The 24810-nt window shown below is 70.3% G+C and carries 17 protein-coding genes; all 17 read right to left on the bottom strand.

From position 1 onward, the window contains the following. Positions 1-1050, bottom strand: coding sequence for a pentapeptide repeat-containing protein (locus AC07RV_RS26835; protein ID WP_296774502.1), 1050 nt, complete (start codon positions 1048-1050; stop codon positions 1-3). Beyond that, positions 1047-3566: a DUF2169 family type VI secretion system accessory protein gene (locus AC07RV_RS26830; RefSeq protein WP_296774500.1), complete on the bottom strand. Its 2520-nt coding sequence runs from the start codon at positions 3564-3566 to the stop codon at positions 1047-1049. Before AC07RV_RS26830 ends, AC07RV_RS26835 begins: the two co-directional genes overlap by 4 nt. 45 nt (positions 3567-3611) lie before the next feature. Then, entirely contained in the window at positions 3612-4073 is a 462-nt protein-coding gene (locus AC07RV_RS26825; protein ID WP_296774499.1) for a hypothetical protein, read from the bottom strand. A gap of 14 nt (positions 4074-4087) precedes the next feature. Continuing rightward, a complete protein-coding gene (locus AC07RV_RS26820) occupies positions 4088-6481 on the bottom strand; it encodes a type VI secretion system Vgr family protein (RefSeq protein WP_296774497.1) in 2394 nt (797 codons plus the stop codon). A gap of 15 nt (positions 6482-6496) precedes the next feature. Further along, positions 6497-9217, bottom strand: a complete 2721-nt coding sequence (tssH, locus tag AC07RV_RS26815; protein WP_296774495.1) for a type VI secretion system ATPase TssH — start codon at positions 9215-9217, stop codon at positions 6497-6499. Continuing rightward, positions 9214-10398 carry a type VI secretion system baseplate subunit TssG gene (tssG, locus tag AC07RV_RS26810; RefSeq protein WP_444814384.1) on the bottom strand — a complete coding sequence of 395 codons (1185 nt, stop codon included), beginning with the start codon at positions 10396-10398 and terminating at the stop codon, positions 9214-9216. The genes tssH and tssG overlap by 4 nt, the downstream gene beginning before the upstream one ends. Then, on the bottom strand, positions 10395-12275 hold the full coding sequence (gene tssF / locus AC07RV_RS26805; RefSeq protein WP_208511656.1) for a type VI secretion system baseplate subunit TssF: 1881 nt from the start codon (positions 12273-12275) through the stop codon (positions 10395-10397). Before tssF ends, tssG begins: the two co-directional genes overlap by 4 nt. A gap of 188 nt (positions 12276-12463) precedes the next feature. Then, positions 12464-13021 (bottom strand): type VI secretion system baseplate subunit TssE, encoded by a 558-nt coding sequence (gene tssE / locus AC07RV_RS26800; RefSeq protein ID WP_093343897.1) that lies wholly within the window; start codon positions 13019-13021, stop codon positions 12464-12466. Beyond that, positions 13021-13887 (bottom strand): type VI secretion system accessory protein TagJ, encoded by an 867-nt coding sequence (locus tag AC07RV_RS26795; RefSeq protein WP_296774492.1) that lies wholly within the window; start codon positions 13885-13887, stop codon positions 13021-13023. Before AC07RV_RS26795 ends, tssE begins: the two co-directional genes overlap by 1 nt. 257 nt (positions 13888-14144) lie before the next feature. Continuing rightward, complete coding sequence (locus tag AC07RV_RS26790; protein ID WP_057593445.1) at positions 14145-14627, bottom strand: Hcp family type VI secretion system effector; 483 nt, start codon at positions 14625-14627, stop codon at positions 14145-14147. Positions 14628-14672: 45 nt separating this feature from the next. Then, on the bottom strand, positions 14673-16178 hold the full coding sequence (gene tssC, locus AC07RV_RS26785) for a type VI secretion system contractile sheath large subunit (protein WP_296781939.1): 1506 nt from the start codon (positions 16176-16178) through the stop codon (positions 14673-14675). Positions 16179-16212: 34 nt separating this feature from the next. Continuing rightward, positions 16213-16779, bottom strand: a complete 567-nt coding sequence (tssB, locus tag AC07RV_RS26780) for a type VI secretion system contractile sheath small subunit (protein WP_093343892.1) — start codon at positions 16777-16779, stop codon at positions 16213-16215. Positions 16780-16840: 61 nt separating this feature from the next. After that, on the bottom strand, positions 16841-17932 hold the full coding sequence (gene tssA / locus AC07RV_RS26775) for a type VI secretion system protein TssA (RefSeq protein ID WP_093343890.1): 1092 nt from the start codon (positions 17930-17932) through the stop codon (positions 16841-16843). 180 nt (positions 17933-18112) lie between these two features. Then, entirely contained in the window at positions 18113-19303 is a 1191-nt protein-coding gene (locus AC07RV_RS26770; RefSeq protein ID WP_296781940.1) for a fumarylacetoacetate hydrolase family protein, read from the bottom strand. Positions 19304-19403: 100 nt separating this feature from the next. Continuing rightward, the gene (locus AC07RV_RS26765) at positions 19404-23147 is read right to left on the bottom strand and encodes a molybdopterin cofactor-binding domain-containing protein (RefSeq protein WP_296781941.1); all 3744 of its coding nucleotides are present in this window, start codon (positions 23145-23147) and stop codon (positions 19404-19406) included. Then, a complete protein-coding gene (locus AC07RV_RS26760; protein ID WP_296781942.1) occupies positions 23144-23650 on the bottom strand; it encodes a (2Fe-2S)-binding protein in 507 nt (168 codons plus the stop codon). Before AC07RV_RS26760 ends, AC07RV_RS26765 begins: the two co-directional genes overlap by 4 nt. Continuing rightward, positions 23628-24788, bottom strand: coding sequence for an ABC transporter substrate-binding protein (locus AC07RV_RS26755; RefSeq protein WP_296781943.1), 1161 nt, complete (start codon positions 24786-24788; stop codon positions 23628-23630). Before AC07RV_RS26755 ends, AC07RV_RS26760 begins: the two co-directional genes overlap by 23 nt. Positions 24789-24810: the final 22 nt, after the last annotated feature.

Genomic DNA, 24810 nt, shown 5'->3' with positions numbered 1-24810 from the left:
TCAGCGGGCGTCGGACCACGACTGCGCGCGGTGCAGGTCCGGGTCGTTTTCGATGATGCCGCCGCGCCTGGAGAAACGGGTGCCCTGCTGGATGGCGCGGTGCATGCGGGTGCGCAGGAAGTGCGCATCGACGAGGTCCGCGTCCGTGAGGTCGGCATAGGAGAAGTCGGCGTCCTCCAGCCCGGCCTGCGCGAAGCTCGCGCCCCGGCAGCGCGCGCGGTGGAAGACGGCGAGCGGCAGCCGGGCCTGCGCGAAGTTCACGCCCTCGAGCGTGGCATCCACCCACAGCGACTGGTCGAAGCGCCCCGCGCCGCAGTCGGCGCCGGCCAGATCGGCCTCCGCGAAGATCGTCATGCAGGCCTCGGCCCCGCCGAAGCGCGCGCCGCGCAGCGAGGCACCCTTGAAGTTGCTCTGCGTCAGCGTGGCCTGGCGGAAGTCGACCTCGTCGAGCCGCGAGTCGGTGAACTGGCAGCGCGGCAGCACGAGCCCGGCGAACTGCTGGCGCGCGAGCTCGCATTCGAGGAACACCACGCCGTCGCCCTGGAACTGCGCGAAGACGGTGCTGCGCAGGTCGAGCTTGAACATGGTCACGGACTGCAGGCTGGCGCCGGTGAAGTCGCAGCGCGCCAGGTTCGATTCCGTGACGGTGGCCTGCGCCATGCGCCGGGTGCGCAGCGAGGCCTCGGTCAGGTCGCAGCGGAAGAAGGTGACGCGGTCGAGCAGCGCGTCGTCGAAGCGCGCGAGCGCCAGGTGCGACTCGACGAACCCGGCCTGCTCGAGCAGGGCGCCCGAGAAGTTCGCGCGCTCGAAACGCCCGCGGAACAGCTGCAGCTGCTCGCCCTTGGCGCCCGCGAAGTCGCAGTCCGCCATCGTGCAATGGCTGAGGATGCCGCCCGAGAGGTCGGCGCCGCGGAAATCGGCACCGGTGAAGTCGATGCGGTCCCACAGCGCGCCCGACAGGTCGAGCCCGCGCAGGTCCCAGCCGCGGCAGTCGAGGCCCTGGAGCTGCACGCCGTGGCGCACCGCATCGAGCAGTTCGTCGAGGGTCATGGCGTCGCCTCCGGATCGCGCCGCGGCCAGACCTTGGCATGCTGGGTGTAGGCATCCTCGAGCAGCGTGGTGGCATCGATGAAGGCCTGCGACACGTCGGCGCGGAACAGGTTGGCCTCGCGCAGGTCGCTGCCCAGCAGGTTCGACTTCGAGAAGTTGGCGTCGATCAGGTTGGCCCCGCGCAGCGAGGCACGCGCGAGGTTGGCGCGCACGAACAGGCTCTCGCCCGCGACGAAGCCGTCGAGCCGCGCGTCCGACAGGTCGCATTCCGACAGGTCGCAGTTCTCCAGCCGCACCGCGCTCAGGTCCGCGGCCGCGAAGGAGGTGCCGCGCATGCCGCACTGCTTCATGAAGGCGCCCACCGCCGTCACGCCCGCGAACGCGCTGCCCAGCGCGATGCTGCAGGCATCGAAGCGCGCATGCGAGAGATCGACCTGCGCCACCAGCCGCACCGTGACGAAGCCGCAGCGCACCAGCCGCGCGGCATTCAGCGACACGCGCTCCAGGCTGCATTCGAGCAGCAGCACCTGGTTGAGCTCGGCCTGGTCCAGCACCAGGTCGCGCAGCGTCATACGGCGCAGCGCGACCTGCGTCCAGCGCGAGGACTGCATGGCGCATTCCACCATCTCGGTCTCGTGCAGCTGGGTCTGGTCGAGTTGCGCGCCGCGCAGGTTGCAGCCCGTGAAGCGCGTGCCGTGGCAGAGGGTCTCGCGCAGGCTGGCCGACGAGAGGTCGCAGTCCTGCAGGTGCGCGCCGCCGAGGTTGGCCTTGTCGAGCCGGCTGCCGGCCAGCCGCGTGCCGGTCAGCAGCGCGCGCGCGAGCACGGCTTCGGTGAAGTCGCAGCCCTCGAGGTTGGCGCCCTGCAGGTTCGCGTCGGCCAGCACCGCGTGGCTGAAGTCGGCGCCGCGCAGGTCCATGCCCGAAAGGTCGGCGCCCGTGAGGTTCATCTTCGAGAAATGGCGCGCCTCGGGCGCGGCCGCTTCCAGCCGGCGCCGCAGCTTGGCGGCGCGGAAGCTGGTCACGCGCGGGGCCTCGGGCGCCAGGTGCGCCGAGTACAGGCGGCCCTGCAGCTTCAGCGGATCGGTCTCCAGCGGCGGGTCGGCGTCCTCGTCGCCCGGGCCTTGCTCGTCCTCCCCGAAGGCCGACGGCGCCGGTTCCTGCGGCGCCGTCGCGCGCTCGGCCTCGACGCGCGCCACCTCGCCCTCGAGCCGTTCGCGCGCCTGCTGCGCCTGCGCCTCGGCCCGCTCGAGGTACTCGGGCAGGTCGTCGAAGCCCGGCAGCACCTCGGGCACCGGCAGCGGCGCGAGGTACTCGGCGGGGTCGAGCCCCTGCGCGAGCAGCTCGGCGCGCTGCTGCTCGTGGTGCCGACGCATGCCGGCCTGCAGGTTGCGCGGCAAGGGCTCGGCCAGGGTGTCGGGCATGCGCATCGCGGTCCATTCCGCCAGCAGCGCGCGCGGCACCAGGTCGCTGTCGCGCAGCACGTGGACGGCGCTCTTTTCCGGGTCGATGCGCTTGCGCAGCACGTCGGCGTAGTGCGCGTCCGTGCGCGGCGCATCGGGCAGTTCGAGCGACGGCATGATGTGCTTCACGTCGGCCGCGTCGTCCTCGCGGATCGGCGTCGAGCCGTGCCACACCAGCACCACGCGCTCGCGGTCGGGAAAGAACCAGGCGGTGCTGAGTCCGAGCTCGACCCGGCGCAGCTCGCCGACCTCCTGGTCGAAGTTGAGGTGGCACACGGCCTGCCACGGCGGCAGGTGGCCGCGCAGCACCGGGATGCTCGGGTGCATGTTCCAGATCTCGTAGGGCGCGCCCGCGGGCAGCGCCGGCTGGCCGAAGCGCTGCTCGGGGCCGGCCGCATTGAAGAAGCGCCAGTCGAGGTCGTCGGCGAAACCGGGGAAGCCGTTCTGCAGCCAGGCGTCGTCGTAGCGCGTGCCGACCAGCGCCATGCGCTGCGGCGCATCGGGCAGCAAGCCCGAGAACGAGGCCGGTCGCGGCCGCTGCCCGCGGCGCTGGATCTGCTGCCCCACCACCTCGACGTTGGGCAGCCGGCAGGTCGGCACGCCGTTGACGAGCTCGTCGACCGTGCCCAGGCCCAGCGGGTTCTCGGGCACGTCGGGGCCGCCGAAGGCATGGCGCCAGTCGAGCGGCATCCGCTCGAACGCGGCCGGCTCGGTGATGTGGCCGCCGAGCCAGAAGCGGTCACCGAACACGGCCAGCGAACGATCGACCGTGCCCACGCGCAGCCGCGCCGCGCAGCGGGTCTTGTCCTCCTGGTGCGCGGTGTAGGCGAAGCCGCTGGCCAGCACCTCGGCCTCGCCCTTGGGCATGCTCATGTCGAGCACGCTGCCGGGGTCGAGCACCTCGCCCGCCATCTGCCAGAGCTCCTGCTCGGGCTGCAGCCGCGGCTCGGCCTCCAGGCTGGCGCAGGCCAGCACGGCGATGCCCAGGTGGTTGCCGGAGCGCCAGCGATAGGGGCGGGTGAGCAGGCTGAGGCGAAAGGGCTTGACGATCTTCAAGGGTCGGCTTCGGAAGGGAAGGCTGCGCGCGATGCCTGCGCGGGATCAGAAGGAAAAGCCGGCCGGCCCGGCGATCGGCGAGATCACCAGGTCGGTGGCGGGCGAGGCGGAGGCGAAACGCACGAGCACCGGGCGGCCCACCGCGTATAGCGGCAGCTCGTTGAGCATCACCACCTGCTGCACGCCGACCTGGCGCTCGATGCCGCCGCGGTCGGCGAAGCGCACGGTGAGGTTCATCAGCGGGCTGGTGTCGCTGTAGGCATCGCCGATCTCGCTGCCGACGATCACGCCCTGCGCCTGCGCGTCGAAGCCGCGGCTGCGTGCCTCGCGGCGGCGGATCTCGAGCAGCTCCCAGGCGCCGCACAGCAGCGCCGAGCCCGCGAACATCAGCGCGATGCAGGGCAGCGCCAGCCACATCGGGAAGGTTTCCAGCGGCACCAGCATTGGCAGCAGGCCCGCGGCCACCAGCACGGCACCCAGGACCCGGATCCAACGTCGGCGGGGCATGGCGGTCGCTGCCATCACATGATCAGCACCAGGACCTTGATGTCCACGTAGATCGGGCCGATCGAGATCTTGGTTTCGGTCTTCTGGTTCAGCGCGCGGTTCGACCAGCGGTAGGCCTTGATGTCGAAGCTCGCGCCGCCGATGTTGGTGGAGGCCAGGTTGAAGGTCTCCGACAGCGAGGCGTAGGTGAAGGAGTTCACGAAGGCGATCGAGAACAGCAGCGGCGCCTGCGAGCGGATGTAGCTCGAGGCCTTGGTGGTGGCGCTGCCGCCGGCCACGGTCTCGATGCTGCCGTCGTACTTGTTGGTGTGCTTCTCGGTCGAATGCAGCAGGATCTTCTTGGCCTTGACGTTGAAGTCGGTCTCGGCCTCGATCGACACGTTCTTGGCCCAGCCCTTGTAGTCGCCGGCCGAGACGGTGGAGGTGTGGTTGCCGGTCGAGATCGTCTCCGTGAGGCCGTCCTTGATCGTGTCCTTGCCGCCGCCGCTCAGGATGTCGCGCTCCCACCCGGTTTTGTAGCTCTCGAAGCGCTTGCCGGTCCAGGTCTCCAGCCTGGAGTCGCCGGTCTTGACGTGCTCGATCATCCCCTCCTTCACGTCCACGTGCAGCGCCTGGTCGAAGGTCTCCTGCCGCAGGTCGGCCATCACGTGCACCTCGGAGCGCCCGGTCTCGACCGTTTCCTTGGCGCCTTCCTTGGTCGTGATCTCGATGCTGTTGTTGAAGAAGTGCTCGGTCTTCTTCGTCACCTCGAGCTTCGAGCCCGACTTGTAGATTGCGTGGTCGAGGCCCTCGTTGACCGTGGTGGTGCGCGCCTGGTCCACGGTCAGCTCGTCGTTCTTCTGGACATGGGTGGTGCGGTTGCCGTCCACCGTGTGGGTCTCGTCGTTCTCGACCTCGATGACGAAGTCCTTCTGCGCATGGATCTTGATCGACTCGTTGCTCGGGTCGTCGTCGATCACGAAGTGGTTGGCCAGCTCGCCGTTGCCCTTGATCGTGCGGCTGATGAAGCCGCTGACCGTGGCCTTGGCCGGCAGCTCGAGCGGCGGCATCTGGTCGGCGTTGTAGACGCGGCCGATGATCAGCGGCCGGTCGGGGCAGCCGGCGATGAAGTCGACCACCACCTCCTGGCCGATGCGCGGATGGTTGACCGCGCCGAAGTTCGAACCGGCCCAGGCACTCGACACGCGCACCCAGCACGAGCTGTCCTCGTTGCGCTGGCCGTAGCGGTCCCAGCGGAACTGCACCTTCACGCGGCCGTACTTGTCGATCCAGATGTCCTCGCCGGCCGGCCCCACCACGGTGGCGGTCTGCGGCCCGTTGGTGGTCGGGATGCGCGTCACGCGCGGCGCGCGGTAGGGGAACGAGGTCGGCTGCACGCCGAACTGGAAGCCGTAGTCGCCGTCGCCGTTGCCCGAGGCGTAGCCGCCCTCGCGCAGGTTGTAGAGCACCGAGACGATCAGGTACTCGCGGTTGTCCTCGTCGCGCGGCGCGTTCTGCATCGTGAAGCGGTAGCCGGGCGCCATGCCGCGCACGGTGGCGTGGCCGATGTCGAGCTCGGCCTGGGCCTGCGCCTCCTCGAGCCGGATGCGCGCGTAGTGTTCGCCCTGGCCGGCGTCGCTGTAGCCGCCGAGCCATTCGTACATCTCGTACTGGCCGTGGTCGTTGCCGCGCGGCTGGCTGCGCGCGGTGAGCAGGTCGGCCTTGGGCTTCTTGAAGTCGAAGTCGTCGACCACGTAGGTGCCGGGACGGATCTCTTCGGTCACCTCCCACTGGTCGATGGCCTCGCGGCCCGGGTCGCCCACGCGGTCGGTCGAGACGTAGCTGATCCTCGGGTACTCGGGCAGCGTCTCGTGCGCGCTCATGTCGTCGGCCAGCACCAACGTGTGCTGGTTCTTCTCGTGCTTGAAGAAGTAGTAGATGCCCTCGTGCTCCATGAGCCGGCTCACGAACGCGAAGTCGGTCTCCTGGTACTGCACGCAGTAGTCCCACTGCCGGTACGAGGCCGTGAGCTTCTTCTCGAGCGCGAAGCCGTACTCGCCGAGCACCTCCTCGAGGATCTCGACCACCGACTTGTTCTGGAAGATCTTGCAGTCGCTGGTGCGCGTGAGATACCACAGCCAAGGCCGCACCGAGGCGCGGTACACCATGTAGCGCGACGAGGCCGCGTCGCGCCCGACCAGCGTGAAACGCGTGATCTGGCCGTTGAGGTAGCGCGGCGTGCCGGTGAGCGTGCGGATCTCGAGCGTGAGCGGCTTGCCGAGCATGGCCTTCATGTCGACCGAGGTGTTCGGACTCAGCAGGTCGACCTCGAACTCGAACAGCTGGGACAGGCCCTCGCTGCCGTGCATCGAGCGGAACAGCAGCTGGTCTTCTGCGAGCGGTGTGTGGGCGGTGACGACACGGGCCATGGCAACTCCCTTCGCTTAGCTGGCTTCGGAAAATTCGTAGTGGAAGTCGTCGCCCTGCGCCGAGAGTTCGACGCCCGCGAGCTTGCGCGCACTGACCGTGGCGCCGATGACTTCCTCGCTCAATCGCGGCAGGATGGTGTGCGTGAGGATCGCATCGATCATCCGTCCGCCCGACTCGATGGCCGTGCACCGGCGCGCCACCAGCGCCACGGCGCTGTCGGTGTAACCCAGGGCAATGCCGTGGTTGGCCTGCAGGCGCGCGGCCACCCGGTCGAGCTGCAGCCGGATGATGCGGTGCAGCGCATCGGCATGCAGCGGGTAGTAGGGCACCACCACCAGCCGCCCGAGCAGCGCGGGCGCGAACACCTTGAGCAGCGGCTCGCGCAGCGCCTGCGCCAGCGGCTCGGGGTCGGGGCGCAGCACCGGGTCCTCGCACAGCTGCATGACCAGGTCGGTGCCGACGTTCGAGGTCATGATGATCACGGTGTTGCGGAAGTCGATGTGGCGGCCCTCGCCGTCCTCCATCCAGCCCTTGTCGAAGACCTGGAAGAAGATCTCGTGCACGTCGGGGTGGGCCTTCTCGATCTCGTCGAGCAGCACCACGCTGTAGGGCCGCCGGCGCACCGCCTCGGTCAGCACGCCGCCTTCGCCGTAGCCCACGTAGCCGGGCGGCGCGCCCTTGAGCGTGGAGACGGTGTGCGACTCCTGGAACTCGCTCATGTTGATGGTGACGAGGTTCTGCTCGCCGCCGTAGAGCGCCTCCGACAGCGCGAGCGCGGTCTCGGTCTTGCCCACGCCCGAGGGGCCGCACAGCAGGAACACGCCGACCGGCTTGTTGGGGTTGTCCAGCCGCGCGCGCGCGGTGCGGATGCGCCGCGCGATGGTGTCGAGTGCATCGGTCTGCGCGACCACGCGCTGCGACAGGATCTCGCCGAGCCGCAGCACCGACTGCGCATCGTCGCGCACCATGCGGCCGATCGGGATGCCGGTCCAGTCGGCCACCACCGTGGCCACGGCCTGCGCGTCGACCGCGGCCAGGATCAGCGGCGATTCGCCCTGCAGTTGCGAGAGCTTCTGCTGCGCCGCGTCGAGCTCGGCGCGCATCTGCTCGGGCGAGGCCTCGGGCTCGGCGGGCGCCGCCTCTTCTTCGCTTTCTTCATCGCCGTCTTCGGCGACCTCTTCAGCCTGCACCGGCACCGCCGCCGGCGAGAGCCGCCGGCGCAGCGCCACGATGCGCTCGACCAGCTCGGCCTCCTCGCTGCGCCTTTGCTCGAGCGTCGCGAGCTCGGCCTTGGCGGCATCGATCTGCGCCGCGATGTCCTGCACGCGCTGCGCCTCGCCGACGCCGATCGCGGCCTCGCGCTGCGCGATGCCCGACTCGATGCCCAGCACCTCGATGCGCCGCTGCAGGTCCTCGAGCGCGGCCGGCAGCGCGTGCTGGCTCAGCGCCACGCGCGCGCAGGCGGTGTCGAGCAGGCTCACGGCCTTGTCGGGTAGCTGGCGCGCGGGGATGTAGCGGTGCGACAGGCTCACGGCGGCCTCGAGCGCGGCGTCGAGGATCAGCACGCCGTGGTGCTTCTCGAGCTCGGCCGAGATGCCGCGCAGCATGATCACGGCCTTGTCCTCGGTCGGCTCCTGCACCTGGATGGTCTGGAAGCGCCGCGTGAGCGCCGGGTCCTTCTCGATGTACTTCTTGTACTCGGACCAGGTGGTGGCGCCGATGGTGCGCAGCCGGCCGCGCGCGAGCGCGGGCTTCAGCAGGTTGGCGGCATCGCCGGTGCCGGCGGTGCCGCCCGCGCCCACCAGCGTGTGGACCTCGTCGACGAACAGCACGATGGGCTTCGGGCTCTTCTCGACCTCGTCGATGACCTGCCGCAGCCGCTGCTCGAACTCGCCCTTGACGCCCGCGCCGGCCTGCAGCAGCGTGGGATCGAGCACCCACAGCGAGACCTCGCGCAGCGAGGGCGGCACGTCGCCCGCGGCCAGGCGCTGCGCCAGGCCCTCGACCACCGCGGTCTTGCCCACGCCGGCCTCGCCCGTGAGCAGCGGGTTGTTCTGGCGCCGCCGCATCAGGATGTCGACGATCTGGCGGATCTCGTCGTCGCGGCCGTAGACCGGATCGAGCTCGCCCGCGCGCGCCTTGGCCGTGAGGTCGCTCGCGTACTTGGCCAGCGCCGAGCCGCCCGCGGCCTGCGGCGCGGCACCGGCCTGGGCCGGCGCGCCGCCGGCCGCCGGTTCGGGCGCGATGTCGTAGTCGTCCTCGGGCGAGCCTTCGGTCCAGGCCGGCAGCTGCGCGATCAGCACGTCGGGCACCAGCTTGTCGAACTCGCGCGAGATGCCCGAGAGCACCTGGCGCAGCCCCGGCGTCTTGACGATGCCCGCGAGCAGGTAGGCACCGCGGATCGAGGTCGCCTCGAAGCGCAGGCTGGCATAGACCCAGGCCCGCTCGACCGCGCTGTCGACGTGCTCGGAGATGTCGCTGATCGAGGTCGCGCCGTGCGGCAGCCGGTCGAGCGCGCGCACCAGGTCCTGCTCGACCGCGTCGAGGTTGAGGCCGGCGCGCTTGACGATGCGCAGCAGGTCGCTGTCCTGCAGCTGCAGGATCTGGTGCAGCCAGTGCACGAGTTCGACGTAGGCATTGCCGCGCAGCTTGGCGAAGGCGGTGGCGGTCTCCAATGCCTTGTAGAGCATCGGGTTGAGCTTGGAGAACAGCGAGACGCGGCGGATGTCGGTCATGAGGCCTGGGTGAAGGAAGCGGAGGTGTGGGAAGCGGTGGCTGCGGAACGCGAATGCAGGGCCTCGGGCGCGAACACCAGGTCGCCGGCATCGGTGTCGGACAGGCGGGTGCCGAGCCAGCTGCCCCAGCCCAGGCGCTGGCCGCCGTTGAGCTGCATGCCGCCGGCCTCCTCCTTGCGCAGCACGAGCCGCAGCTCCCACGCGAATTCGATGCCGACGTACTGGCGCACCCAGTCGACCACCTGCTGCAGCCGCTGGCTGCCGGGCAGGAAGGCGCGGTACTGCTCGAGCGTGAGCGGCCCGAGCTCGAGGCGGAACTTGCTCTGCGCGTCACGCACGGCGAGGCCGATGGTGGCGCCGGCACCGAGCCGGTGGTTGCGCCCGAACAGGCCGATGCGGCTGACCTGCGGTTCGTCGATGGTCACCCAGTCGCTCACGAACTCCTCGACGCGCACCGGCAGGTCGAAGTACAGGCGCAGGATCTGGATCAGGCCCTCGGGATTGCGCGTCTGGCGCACCAGGTGGCCCGCCATGTGGGTGCGCGCATGGTCGGCGATGCGGTCGCGTTCCTTCAGGCCGGGCTGCCCCATGTTCATGAGGCTCGCGACGTACTCGACGAAGCGGTGGCCGTCGGGCCGGTCGAGGCTGTTGACCGACTGCGCATCGGCCCAGGCGCGGTAGAACAGCAGGATCAGCCGGTGGTGAAACAGATCGGCGAAGGCGCTGAGCGTGTGGTCGTTGTGGTGCCGCTTGCGCTCGCGCGCGTACTCGGTCAGGTGCAGCGGCAGCGGGCCGTTGGGGCCGAACAGGCCGAAGCCGTAGATCGAGATCTGCGGCGGGCCGTCGCGGCTGTCGTCCACGCCCGAGACGTTCGAGGGCGCGAAGGCCATCGAGGGCTCCTGCCCGAGGCGCAGCGGCTCGTCGAGCGGGCGCGGCGCGCGGCCCAGCAGCGGATGGTCGCCGTGCGCGTCGAGCCGGCGCAGCAGCATGAAGAGGTCGTGCTCGAAGGGCTGCTCGACCAGGCCGGCCCACAGCGTCGGATCGACCTGCGGCAGGCCGCGCGCGGGCGGCGGCGCGGCCTCGGTCCGTGCCTCGCTCGCCATCGCCCGATCCACCGCGTCGCTCGCCTGCGCGTCCTGCGCGGCGTCCGAGTCCTCGCGGAGGTCGGTGGTGCTGTTCATACGGCGGGGCGGCGTCCGATGCGCGGCGTCCAGCGCGCGATCTCGCCGCGCTGCAGGCTGGCCAGCGCGAACTCGGTGAAGGCGTTGAGCGACACGTGGCGGCTGAAGAACTGCTCGAGCACGGCGCCGAACAGGTACGGGCTCGCGCCCGAGAACGCGGTCTCGTCGAGCTTCAGCGCGATCTCCACGCCGCGGCCGAAGACGATCGGGCCCGGCTCGGGCAGGCGGCGGAACACCGGCGCCAGCTTCATCGAGCGCACGCCCTGGATTTGCCGGCGCACCGCGGGATCGGCGAGGTTGCCGTAGAGATCGAGCATCTCGCGCAGCGCGGCCGCGCCCTGGTCGGCATCGACGTCGGTGAGGCTCAGGTAGTTGAGGCCCAGGTGGCTGATGAGGCGCCAGGTCAGCGCGCCCTCGGCCAGCGCCGGGTAGGGCCGCGAGGGCCCGCGCAGGATGCGGATCGCGCGCACCGGCGCCGACACGCGCAGCGTGAAGTCCGACTCCAGCCCGGTGGGCAGCAACAGCGGCAGGTCGCGGTTGGTGCACAGCGCATCGAGCGTGATGTGGCGCAGGCTGTGCGGAAAGGGCGCGTCGTGCTGGTCCACCAGCGAGACGTAGACCTCGCTGCCGGTGTAGCTGGTGCGCGTGCCCTGCGCGCGCGCGCGGTCCGACACCAGCCGCGGTTCGCGCCGCACCGAGAAGTAGGCGCCGAAGTCGCCGTCGTCGGAGGCGAAGGAGCCGAGGAAGGGCCGGAACTCGCGCTCCTCGGAGCCGTTGCTCATGTGGCCGACCACGCGCTCGACGGTGAAGATCTCGAAGTCGCGCGGCCGCGTGCGGTCGATCACCGCATGGTGCTCGTGCTGGCCCGGCCCCACCGGGATGCGGTCGCTGCGGCGCGGCACCAGGTTGACGATCGGCGTGCAGAACAGCGAGAACTGGCGTGCGTCGATCAGCCGCTCGAGGTCGCCGTCGGCGCGGTCGAGCAGGATCACGATCTCCATCGTGGTGCCGCTCATCGCCGCGGCCGCGGCACGCAGCTTGTTGACGCTGAAGAACAGGTAGCGGTCGGGAAAGGCGAAGTACTCGTGCAGCAGCCGGTAGCCCTGGAACGAGCGCGCGTCGTAGGGCAGGAGCGCCTGGTCGGGGTCGAAGCCCTCGTGGCGGATCGCCTCCTCGCCCAGCGGCACGATGCGCGCGCCCTGCCCCGCGGTGCCGGGCCCGCTGCGGCAGACGGTGCCGATCGAGTGGTGCACCGCGAGCTCGAGCACGCGCAGCGCATGCAGCTCGGCGCCCGAGAGGAAGAACTCGAGCCGATCGAGCGGCATCTCGGCGAAGCGCGCGCCTCCCACGGCCTCGAGCTTGATCGTGATCGCGCTCTTGGCCTGCCGCGCGACGATCGGCAGCGCATGCAGGATCTCGGCCGGCACCGGCCCCAGGCTGGCCTCGGCGATGCGGATCGGCCACAGCGTGACCGCATGGCCGGTGCGGAACTCGCAGGCCGTCTGCTCGCCCTTGATCATGCGGCCGCGCAGGATCGTGTGGCGCGGCAGCTCGTAGCCGGCCTTCAACGAGCCCTCGTTGAGGTTGCCGTCGATCTGCACCACGCCCATGGCGGGCAGCGGCGCGAGGAAGTTCGGATAGACCACCTCGAGCAGCCGCTGCGAGAAGCGCGGGAACTCCGCGTCCATCTTGAGCTGGATGCGCGCCGTGAGGAAGCTGAAGCCCTCGAGCAGCCGCTCGACGTAGGGATCGCTGACCTCGATGCCGCGCATGCCCAGGCGGCCCGCGATCTTCGGATAGCGCTGCGCGAACTCGGCACCGAGCTCGTGCATGTACGTGAGTTCGCGGTTGTAGTAATCGAGAAGTCTGGCGTCCATCTCAACTGTCCGTTGCGCTGCCCAGTGGCTCGCCTTGCATGAAACACGACATGGCCCCATCGAAAGGCCGCGGAGCAGGCCATGCCAGAGCACCCATGGAACCGGCTTCGCCGGGCCATCGGGTGCGCCCCCTTGAGGGGGGATCCGAAGCGACACGAAGTGCGCGGAGATTCGGGGGAGGACTCATTTCACAGGCCTCCGGTGGGGCGCAGCATCATGTGGCCGCTTTCCAGATCGAGTTCGGAGCGCAGGATGAACTCGATCGGGTAAGGCACCGACCACAGCGTGCCGCGGATCTCGAGCGCGAGCAGGTTGTGGTGCTCGAGCTCGGTAGCGTCGGTCACGCAGCGCACGTCGATGCTGTCCTTCATGATGCGCGGCTCGAAGTCGATGATGGCGGTGCGGATGGCGGCCTCGACGTCGGCGAAGTCGACCTCCGACATGCGCCCGCCGGCCCAGCCGCGCACGCCGTAGTTGACGACCGAGCGGCGCGCGCGCGGCAGGTCCTGGATCGAATGCGCGGTGCCGAAGTTGGTGGTGTTCAACAGCCACTGCAGGTCGCGCAGCACCGAGTCGCGCAACAGCTTGCCGCTCATCAGGAAGGCGCCCGCGCGCTCCTGGCGGTTGCTCGGCTGCTTGTCGGTCAGGCGGTCGAGCAGCACCGGCTGCAGCCGGTCGCGCGCGACGCTCTCCTGCTCGCCCTCGGCATCGGGCCCCGACCAGGCGGAGGCGCCGGCCGTGGCCATCAGGCGGCCTCCCCGGCGGTGAATTCGATGGTGCGCAGTTCGAGCAGCGCATGGTCGCCCGCGTCGCTGATCAAGGTGCGCTGGCCCGCGCCCGCGAACGCGGCCTCGCCGGGCAGCGGCAGCCAGTCGGTACGGCGCGCGAGCGCGAGGCCGTCCTCGAGCGCGGCGAGCTCGCCCGCATAGCGCACCGGCACCAGCACGGCCAGCGCGCGGCCATCGGCCAGCTCGACCTGCACCGGCGACCACAGCAGGTCGACCAGGTGCTGCGGCCGCTGGAAGCTCAGGCGGCGCACCGAGGGCAGCGGCAGCCAGCCATAGCCCGCGGGCGTGATGACCTCGAGCGCGGCGCCCAGGCGCGCATCGCCATCGCAGAGCCAGTCGAAGTCGATGCGCTCGAGCGCTTCGCCATCGACGCGTTCGCTCGCCGCATCGCCCGATCGGTCCACGGCCTGCAGCAGACCGCGCAGCGCGGGCGTGGCATCGCGCGCCGACTCGCGCAGCCGGGTGGCCTCGTCGGCCTGGTCGGCCGGCAGCGCGGCGGCCGCGATCAAGGCATCGACCCAGTCCGCGCCGTCGCCGAGCACCGCGGGCGCGCGCGCGGCATCGCCGGCCCAGAAGGCGCTGCGCTGGCGCTCGCCGGCCAGCGCCATCGAGCAGGTGGCGCTCGCGGGCGTGAACGAGGGATCGAACTTGACGGCCGCCTTGAGCTGGTCCTCGGCGCGCTGCCATTCGCCGCGCAGCGCGAGGAAGTGGCACAGCGCGAGCCGCAGGCTGGCGTTCTGGGGATCGGCGCGGATCTGCCGCTGTATCCCCTCGGTGTGCTCGGCCACCGAGCGCTCGCCCAGCACTGCAAACGCATCGCCCATGAAGCAGCTTCCTCTGTCGTTTCGCCAATGCGCGGTCCCGGCCCTGATGAAGCCAGAGCCGCCGCCGTGGTCGGTGGTTGGATATCGCTCGTGGCCGCCGGCGCCCGCCTCGCGGGGCCGCGGCCCTGTCGCGGATGGCGGCGCGATGCGCCGCCTTCGCCGCTCGGCCTTCGGCTGGCGGCCCGAAGACCGTCAGCCGGAGACCGGCTCGCGCGCGGCGCCGAGGCACCGCCCGCAAGCCCGGCCGGGCCCGCGGATCAGGCTTCCTTGTTTTCCTTGATGTTCCAGCCGAGCTGGGTTTCGGCGCCCTTGCCGCCCTTGTCGGTCTGTTCCCAGTACTGCTGCTTGACCTTGGCGGCCTGGAACGCGTACTGCACGAACACCGCGTCGCTGCCCTGCTCGGCCGTGTACTGCACCGAGGTGACCAGCACTTCCTCGAGCGTCACGCGCGTGTACTCGATCTGTCCGCCGCCGGCCTTGCAGACCGAGACCTCGACCTTGCTCAGGTGCTTGCCGCTGGCGCAATTCTTCATGACGGACGGGGCCGCCTTGTCGATGCGCGCGAGCACCTGCAGATCGTTGAAGCTGGCCTTGCCCACGCCACCGCCACCACCGCTGACCATGTTGCCAGGCTGCGTCGCACCCCATGCGAACGACTTGATATCCGTCCAGTCCTTGTGGTTCGAGTCTTTGGATTCGCCGTTCGCGCCTTCGACGCGCATGAACATGTCTACTGCCATCATTAACCCCCGGAGTTGTGCGTGCCCCATCGAGGCACTGTTGAATTAGCTGCTGTCCTTCTTGTTGGACGGCAACTTCGAAACCAGCCGCAAAGACACCGTGAGCCCTTCGAGCTGGTAGTGCGGCCGGAGAAAAAACTTGGCGGCGTAGTAGCCGGGGTTGTCCTCGATGGGCTCCACCTGGACCTCGGCGGCCGCCAGCGGCTTCATCGCCTTGGTGTCCTGCGACGAGGTGCCGGGGCTGCCGTCGACGTAGTTCATGATCCAGTCGTTGAGCCAGCGCTCCATGTCCTCGCGCTCGCGGAACGAGCCGATCTTGTCGCGGACGATGCACTTCAGGTAGTGCGCGAAGCGGCAGCAGGCGAACAGGTAGGGCAGGCGCGCCGCGAGGTTCGCGTTGGCCGAGGCATCGGCGTCGTAGTACTCGGCCGGCTGCTGCAGCGACTGCGCGCCGATGAAGGCCGCGAAGTCGGAGTTCTTGCGGTGCACCAGCGGCATGAAGCCGTTCTTCGCAAGCTCGGCCTCGCGCCGGTCGCTGATCGCGATCTCGGTCGGGCACTTCATGTCGACGCCGCCGTCGTCGGTCGGGAAGGTGTGGGTCGGCAGGTTCTCGACCGCGCCGCCCGATTCCACGCCGCGGATCGAGGTGCACCAGCCGTACTGCTTGAACGAGCGGTTGATGTTCACGCCCATCGCATAGGCCGAGTTGGCCCAGGTGTAGCGGCTGTGCGCGGCCGAATCGGTCTCTTCCTCGAACTCGAACTCGTCGACCGGGTTGGTGCGCGCGCCATAGGGCAGACGCGCGAGGAAGCGCGGCATCGCCAGGCCGATGTAGCGCGCGTCTTCCGAGTCGCGCAGCGAGCGCCACGCGGTGTGCTCGGTGTTGTGGAAGATCTTGGTCAGGTCGCGCGGGTTCGACAGCTCCTGCCACGAGTCCATCTGCATCACGGTCGGCGAGGCGCCCGCGATGAAGGGGCAGTGCGCGGCCGCGGCGATCTTGGCCATCTCGCCGAGCATCTCGACGTCGGGCGGGCTGTGGTCGAAATGGAAGTCGCCGATCAGCGCGCCGAAGGGCTCGCCGCCGAACTGGCCGTACTCGGCCTCGTAGATCTTCTTGAACAGCGGGCTCTGGTCCCAGCCGATGCCCTTGTGGCGCTTGAGCGAGCGCGCCACTTCGCGCTTGGAGGCGCACATCACGCGGATCTTGAGCTGCTCGTCGGTCTCGGTGTTGTTCACGAGGTAGTGCAGGCCGCGCCAGGCGCCCTCGAGCTGCTGGAAGTCCTCGTGGTGCAGGATCTGGTTGATCTGCTCGGAGAGCTTGCGGTCGATCTCCGTGATGATGGCCTGCACCGTGCGATAGGCATCGTTGGAGATGGTGACGGAGCTCTCGAGCGCCTGCACCGCCAGCGTCTTGACGGCGTTCTGCACCGCCTCGCGCGCCTGGTCGGTCTTGGGCTTGAACTCGCGCTGGAGCAGGTCCGAGAACTCGTTCGGCTCGAGCGCCTCGACGGTCTGCTGCGCGCGAACGGATTGTTTTTGCACGGTACTCATGGTGGTGGTCCTGTCGACGTGATCGGCTCGCGCCTTATTCGGAACTGCCGGCCGGCTTCTCGCTGGCCGCCGCCGCATCCAGCGCACCGGCCACGGCCGGGTTCGGGCTGGTGGCCAGCGACTTCAGCAACGCCGGGTTCTGCAGCGCCTGCGCGATGAGCTGCTCGGCGCCGTTCTTGCCGTCCATGTAGGACAGCAGGTTCGACAGTTCGGTGCGCGCATCGAGCAGCTGCTGCAGCGCGTCGACCTGGCGCGCGATGCGCGCGGGCGAGAAGTCGTCCATGCTGTCGAAGGTGATGTCGACGTTGAGCTGGCCGTCGCCGGTCAGCGTGTTGGGCACCTGGAAGGCCACGCGCGGCTTGATCGACTTCATGCGGTCGTCGAAGTTGTCGATGTCCACCGCCATGAACTCGCGCTCGGCGAGATCGGGCATCGGGTCGACCTGCTTGCCCGCGAGGTCGGCGATCACGCCCATCACGAAGGGCAGCTGGATCTTGCGTTCGCTGCCGTAGATCTCGACGTCGTACTCGATCTGCACGCGCGGCGCGCGATTGCGCGCGATGAACTTCTGACCACTGTTCCTGACACGGTTGTCTGCCATAAAGCTTCCTCTTGATTCTTCGATCGAATGCGTGCGGACCGCGTGCGCCGGCCGCCGGCGCCTACTGCGATGCGTCGGACCCCGAAGGCCGGCCCGCCAGGCTCTCCAGCTTCTGCAGTCCCTCGGGCATGAGCTCCTCGATGATCTGGAAGAAGTTGAGCGCCAGCAGCTTCTGCGCCCTGCGTATCAACAGGGGCGCGGGATGGCTGGGCTCCGCGCGCTCCAGATACCGGCACGCCTTTTCCAACAACACCTGCACATCTTCGCGGCTCGTTATTTCAATATCGTTGATACCGATCGCGCGTAGGCCGGGACCGCCACTTGCAGCGGTCTCGATCGCGCCGGGCGACGAAGACGTCGCGGCCGGATCGATCGCCGATGGGCTCTGGCGTGCGGTCTGTGGCGCCTCGACCGCGCTCTGCAATGCCTGCTCGGGCAGCAGCTGCGCCACCGTGCGCATCGATCGTTCGAGGCGCGAGAAATCGGGGGCCCAGCTCTGGCCCAGTGCACGTTCGGAGGTCTCGCGGATGCGCTGCAGCAGCGCGAGCGCCGCGCGCAGCGCGACGATCGGCGGTGCGTCGTTGTCGTAGGCGCGGCGCGCGGCCTCGCGCAGGCGGCCCACGCCGCCCGGGTAGTCGATCTGGTCGGCCTTGCTCGAATCGAGCAGCGCCTCGACCTGCCGCAAGGTCATCGTCACGCCACCGTCATCGAGCAACCGCGCATCGCGCACGCTGCGCCCGATGCCTTCGCTCTCGGCCAGCGCGGCCAATGCATTCATGCGCGGCAGCGGGTCCTCGTCGCCACCGTCGACCACGCGCGGATGCACGTCGTCCCAGTAGGTCTGCAGCACCACATCGACCAGTTGCAGGCCCTCGACATAGCCCGGCAGGCCGCGGTTCTCGGTCCATGCGAGCGTGAGCGGCACCAGCACGCGCAGGTCGCGCGTGCGTTCGCACAACTGCCTGGCGATGCGCTCGACCTTGGTCCAGTCGGGCGGCTCGGCCGGAATGATGGTGTTGCCGAACTGCTGCTCGCGCTTGCCGAGCGTTGCCTGCTGCAACGCCATGAAATCGGCGTCGTATTCCAGATCCTCACCGCACGGAAGCGGGCCCTCGACGGGCTTTTGCAAAAGCTCGATCTCTGCCTGCGACACCCGATCTCCCTCGTTCAACCAATCAAAACATTAACGAATCATTAGTTATCTTGAGTGGAAGCGAGGAGCCGGTCAACTACATCAGAGGTCATCATGCCGTCTCTGAATCACAAAGAAGTACATCTTCCATTAACGTTACACAGTACGGCTTAACGGTGCATGACGGCACCATGACAGAACTCAGCGCAGCAGGCCGCGCGCGCCCAGGTTGCGCATCAGCGCGCCGATGCCGAAGGTCCAGCGCGGTGCCTTGTCGGCATGCGCGACGCGATTGACGAGCGCGCCGAGTTCGGGCGCCGCGATGCGCACGATGTCGCCGACCGTGTGCGTGAAGCCCTGGCCCGGACCGTGGCGGTCCTGCGTGGGCGCGAACATCGTGCCGAGGAACAGCATCAGGCCATCGGGGTAGTCGTGATGGATGCCGATGGCCTGCGCCACGAGGTCGAGCGGATCGCGGCTGATCTTCGCGAGCGAGCTCGAGCCTTCGAGCACGAAGCCCTCGGGCCCGCGGACCTCGAGCGCGACCGTGATGCGGCGCACCTGCGCGATGCCGAAGTGCGCATCGAACAGGCGGATGAACGGACCGATGGCGCACGAGGCGTTGTTGTCCTTCGCCTTGCCCAGCAGCAGTGCGCTGCGGCCTTCGAAGTCGCGCAGGTTGACGTCGTTGCCGAGCGCGGCGCCCAGCGTCTCGCCGCGGCTGTTGACAGCGAGCACGACCTCGGGCTCGGGGTTGTTCCACACCGAGGCCGCATGGATGCCGATGTCGGCGCCCGTGCCCACCGACGAGAGCACGGGCGCCTTGGTGAAGATCTCCGCGTCGGGCCCGATGCCGACCTCGAGGTATTGCGACCACGCGCCCTGCGCGATCAGCACCTCCTTGGCCTTCATCGCCTCGGGCGAGCCCGGCACGATGTCGGCGAGGTTGTCGCCGAGCACGCCGCCGAGCGCCGCGCGCGTGGCCTCGGCCTTCGATGCATCGCCGCGCGCCTGTTCCTCGATCACGCGCTCGAGCAGGCTCGCGACGAAGGTCACGCCGCTGGCCTTGACGGCCTGCAGGTCGCAGGGCGCGAGCAGCCACGGCCGGTCCTCATTGCGCGCGCCGCCGTCGCTGTTGGCGAGCACCTCGGCCAGCGCCGCGATGCGCGGTGCCTGGCCGCTGCGCAGCACGCGCCGCACGGCATCGGCGGGCGACTCCTGCAGTTCGAGCAGGTCGCTCATGGTGGGCGCGAGCCGCGAGAGCTCATGCAGGCCGTCGCCCTGCACAGCCACGAGCACGGGGCCCACGCCCGGTTGCCAGAGGCGGCCGACGAGGGTGGCCTGGTCGGCGTCTTGCGGGAGGCTGGTGGCGGTCTGGAGATCGAGTGGCATGGCGGTGGTTGTCTCTGGAGGTTGGAAGGGATGCGCGGGCATCGTAGCGCCGCACGCGCCGCGGCGTGCGGTCTTCCACCGACAGGGACTCCGTGTGGCCTCAGTGCCCCGGCGCGGCGCGCACGCGCGCGACCTCGGCCTGCAGGTCGGGCCAGGCGGGCTCCTGCGGCGCGAAGCGCGCGCGCATGTAGCCCGCGAGCTCGGCGATCTGGCGGTCGTCGAGCGCGTCGCGGAAGGCCGGCATGAAGCCGATGTCGCGCGTCGCGGGATGGCGCACGCCATCGAGGATGGTGCGCAGCAGGTTGTCGGGCTTCGCGCTCGCGAGGTTGCCGTTGAGCGCGAGCGGCGTGTTCACGCCCAGCAGCGTGGGACCGTCGCCGTCGTGATGGCAGGCGGCGCAGGCGCTGTCGAACATGCGCTGCGCGGGGCCGAGCAGTTGCCCCTGCGTGCGCGCCGCCGTGTCGACGATGCGCCGTGCCTGGGCCTGTGCGGTGGCCTCGGGCACGGGCTCGGGGTTGAACGAGGCGAGGTAGGTCGCCATCGCGCGGACGTCGGCATCGGGCACGGCGCCGAGCTCGCGCACCACCTCGGCCATCGGGCCGCCCGCGATGCCATGGCGCGGCGAATGGCCGTCGCGCAGGTAGCGGTAGAGCGAATCGGCGTCCCAGGGCATGGCGGACTTCGAGCGCGCCGTGAGCGAAGGTGCCTCCCACCCGTCGACCATCGCGCCCGACAGGAAGGCGCTGCCGCCCTGCTCCGCGCCGAGCGCGTTGCGCGGCGTGTGGCAGGCGCCGCAATGGCCGAGGCCGTTGACGAGGTAGGCGCCGCGGTTCCATTCCGCGCTCTGCGTGGCCACGGGCGCGAGCGGCGCGGGATCGTGGAAGAGCGCGTTCCATCCGGCCATCAGCGGCCGCAGGCTGAACGGGAACTTGAGTTCGGACTTCGGCGTTTCGGCGCGCACCGCCGGCATCGCCATGAAGTAGGCATAGAGCGCCTGCAGGTCGTCGTCGCTGGTCTTCGCGAAGGCCGTGTAGGGGAAGGCCGGATAGAGGTGATGGCCGTCGCGCGACACGCCCTCGCGCATCGCGCGCTGGAAGGCGCTGAAGGACCAGCGGCCGAGGCCGGTCTCGGCATCGGGCGTGAGGTTGGTGGTGTAGAGCATGCCGAAGGGCGTGTCCATCGCGCGGCCGCCGGCGTTGGGCGCACCGCCCGGCGCGGTGTGGCAGACCGCGCAGTCGCCGAGCGCCGCGAGCACGCGGCCGCGCTCGATGGTGGCCTCGCTGTAGACCGGCGCGGTGAGCGACACCGGCGCGATCGCCGAGCGCCAGCCGAGCAGGCCCGCGACGACGCCGATGCCGCCGACCACGAGCGCGGCGCCCGTGGCCCACAGGCCCTTGCGCCGTGGCCAGATGGCGTGACTCCTTCCCCCTCTGGGGGAAGGTCGGGATAGGGGCACGCCGGCATCGCCATCGGCCTGCGGTTTGCCGCCGCCCTCTCCGGGCGGAGGAGGCAGCAGCCCGCGATTCAACTCCGCCAGCACCGTCTCCGGCGTGAACGGCGGCGCCCTGAAGCGCACGCCCGTCGCATCGAAGATCGCGTTCGCGATCGCCGCCGTGCCCGGCACCGACGAGGACTCGCCCGCGCCCAGCGACGGCTCGCCGGGACGGGGCATGTGCATCACCTCGATCACCGGCACTTCGCGGAAGTTGATGATCGGGTAGCTGCCCCATTCGCGGCTCGCGACCACGCCCGAGGGCAGCACGCCGGGCAGGCGTTCGCCGCCCTCGGCCGGCCCGGACTGCGGCGCGAACTGCACCTGCTCCTTGAGCGCGCGGCTCGTGGTCTGGATCACGTTGCCGTGCACCTGGTGCTCGACGCCCGCGGGATTGACCAGCAGGCCCGCGTCGTGCCCGACCACCACGCGGCGCACATGCACCTCGCCGGTCCGGCGGTTGACCTCGACGTCGGCCACCCAGGCGGCCCAGGCGGCGCCGAAGCCCGGCCACTTGCTGTGCACGTAGCGCGCATAGGCGAAGCCCTGGCCGAACAGGATGTCGCCGCCGGGGCCGAGCCCGCCCTCGGCGTTCTCCTGCGGGCCGGTGCGCAGCCGCCAGCCGGCCTTCTGCGCGGTGGCCTGCACCAGCTCGACCGCGCGCGGATCGTCGAGGTGGCGCAGCCGGAACTGCACCGGGTCGACGCCGGCCGCGGTCGCGAGCTCGTCGATGTACGACTCGTGCGCGAACGAGCTCGGCAGCGCCGACACGCCGCGCAGCCACGAGGCGCGCACGATCGGCGCCATGTCGTTGACCTTCACGCGCAGGTTGTCGTAGCCGTAGGGCGGGCGCGCGGTGCGGTCGCCCATCTCGTAGGCCTGCGCCACCGGCTCGATGGCGCGCGTGAGCAGCAGCGCGAGCGTGGGCGCGCCGTTCGACGGATAGGAAGTCTGGAAGTCGTAGGCCGCGACGCTGCCGTCGGCCGCGAGGCCGCCATCGATCTCCATCAGTTGCGCGGCGCCCTTGGGCTCCCACGCATGCTCCTGCTCGCGCGTGAGCTGCACGCGCACCGGCGCGCCCACGGCGCGCGCGAGCAGCGCGGCATCGGCGGCCACGTCGTCGGCGCCGTTGCGGCCGTAGCAGCCCGCGGCCTCCATGCGCACCACGTCGACCTGCAGGTCCTGCACGCCGAGCAGCTTCGCGAGATCGGCGCGCAGCACGTGCGGGTTCTGCGTGCCGGCCCAGCAGCGCAGTTGGATGCCGCTGCCGTCCTCGGGCTGCCATTCGGCCAGCGCGCACGAGGGCCCGATCGAGGCATGCATCTGGTAGGGCCAGACATAGGTGCGCGGCATCGGATGCGCGGCGCGCGCGATCGCGCCGTCGACGTCGCCCTCGTCGACCAGCAGGCGCTGCGTCGAGGGGTTGTCGCGCAGCGCCTGCGCGAGGTCGTCGAGGCCGGGCATGCCGGGCCAGGGCTTCCAGCGCACGCGCAGTTCGCGCAGCGCCTGCTCGGCGTGCTCCTCGCGCTCGGCCACGAGGCCGACGAAGTCGCGGATCACCACCACCGCGCGGATGCCGGGGATGTGCGCGATCGACGATTCGTCGACCGACTCGAGCGTGTTGCCGATGAAGTCGCCATGGTCAGCGCCCGCGTAGGGCGGGCGCACCACGCGGCCGTGCAGCATGCCGGGCACGCGCATGTCGTGCACGAAGACCAGTTCGCCCGCGAGCTTGGCCGGGATGTCGACGCGCGCCTGCCGCGTGCCGACCACGCGGTAGTCGGCCGGGTCCTTGATGGCGGCCTTCGCATCGAGCTTGAGCACCGTGCGCTGGCCCGCCACCAGTTCGGCATAGCTCAGGCGCCGCTCGGGCGACTCGGCCACGCGCACGATGCCGTTGCGCGCCTGCAATGCCTCGGGCGCCACGCCCAGACGCTCGGCCGCGCGCGCGAGCAGCCAGGCGCGCGCCTGCGCGGCCGCGAGGCGCAGCGGCTGCGCATGGATCTGGATCGAGGCGCTCGCGATGGTCGCGCCCTGGTTGGGCGCGCGCGCGGTGTCGCCGAGCATCACGCGCACGCAGGGCATGCCGAGCTCGAGCTCCTCGGCCACGATCTGGCCCAGCGCGGTCTGGATGCCGGTGCCGAGGTCGACGTGGCCGTTGAGCGCCGAGGCGCTGCCGTCGTCCCACACCGCGAGCAGCACCTCGTCGCCCTCGGCGGGATTGCCCGCGATGAAGGCCGGCTGGCCCTGGGCCGGCGGCGGTGCCGGCGGGGTCTCGCGCACCACCAGCAGCACGCCTTCGGCGGCGAGGAACTCCGCGCGCGTGCGCGGCAGGTCGGCGCGCCGCGTCATGGCGACGTCGCCCGCAGCTGGCGCGCCGCGCGCTGCGCCGCGTCGAGGATCTCGATGTGCGTGCCGCAGCGGCACAGGTTGCCCGAGAGCTCGCTGCGGATGCGCGCCTCGCTGGCGCCGGGCTCGCGCGCCAGCAATGCCGCCACCTGCATCACCATGCCGTTGAGGCAGTAGCCGCACTGCGCGGCCTGCGCCTGCTCGAAGGCGGCCTGCACCGGGTGCCAGTCGCCGCGCGTGCCCAGGCCCTCGAGCGTGGTGATGGCGCGGCCCGCCACGCCGTGCGCGGGGATCACGCAGGCGCGCGCGGCCATGCCGTCGACATGCACCGTGCAGGCGCCGCACTGGCCGAGGCCGCAGCCGTACTTGGGACCGTTGAGCCCGAGGTCGTTGCGCAGCACCTGCAGCAGCGAGGCCTCGCGCGGCACCGCGAGCGCGCGCGCGTGGCCGTTGACCCTCAGTTGCAGCGGCTCGGCACGGCCCTCAGCGCCGCAGCTGGCCGTCACGGGTGTACATCTCCAGGTCCACGAAGTTCGAGCCGTTGTGGTTCTTCGGCCCGTACTCGATCGGGAAGTCTCCGAAGCGCGTGCTGCCGATGCTCTCGAGGCCCGCGACGAAGCTCTCGCGCGTGAGCGCCTTGCCGCCGCGGCGCAGGCCCTCGGCCATCACGCGCGCGACGATGTAGCCCTCGAGCGCGGTGTAGCTGTCGATCTTCTCGCCGAACTCGGCGCGGTCGCGCTGGTAGTCGGCCACGATGGGCACGCGCACGGCCTGCGGCGGCGGCACGATGCTGGCCGTGACCAGGCCCGCGAGCTTGCCCTCGAGCCGCTGCGCCGAGCCGGCCGCGTCGGTGATGCCGACCGACAGCGTGTACAGCGGCGCGCCGCCCGCGCTCGCGCGGTAGTCGCGCATGAAGACCTCGACCTGGCGTCCGGCCATGATCATCACGACCGCGCCGGGCCTGGCCTCGGCCAGGCCCGCGACCACCGGCTTCGCGTCCTCGGCGGCGATCGCCAGCGGGAAGGTCTTGACCACCTTCACCTTGTAGTCGGCCGCGAGCTCCTCGCAGGTCGCGAGGTTCGACTTGCCGAAGGCGCTGTCCTGGTGCACCACCGCGATCGACTGGATGCCGATGGTCGACAGGTGGCTGATGATCTTGCGCAGTTCGAGGTCGTAGCCCGCGCGCACGTGGAACAGCAGCCGGTTGGTCTTGGTGCGGAACGAGGTGGTGCCCACCAGCGGCGCGAACATCGGCACGCCCGACTTCTCGGCCAGCGGCATCGCGGCCGCGAGGTTGCCGGTGGCGACGTAGCCCGTGAGCGCGAACACCTTGTCCTCGTCGATCAGCTTCGCGGTGTTGAGCGCGGTCTTCGCGGGTTCGTAGACGTCGTCGTAGCTCACCAGCTCGAGCCGGCGCCCGTTGATGCCGCCGCCCTTGTTGACGCGGTCGAAGTGCAGCTTGATGCCCGCGCGGTAGTCGATGCCGAAGTCCTTGGCCGGGCCGCTGAACACGGCCGACTGGCCGATGCGGATGGCGCCGTCGCTCACGCCGTTCTCGGCGCGCGCGGCGGCCAGCAGGCCGGGGCCGAGCGCGAGGGCCGCGCCGCCGGCCACCAGGGAGCGCCTGGAGAGGGAAATCGTCATGGGGTCGTCTTGTCTCGCAGTG

The sequence above is a fragment of the Variovorax sp. GW821-FHT09B01 genome (assembly GCF_059418345.1).
Note: the sequence above shows the minus strand (reverse complement) of the source record. Positions and strands in the feature narration are given on the sequence as shown.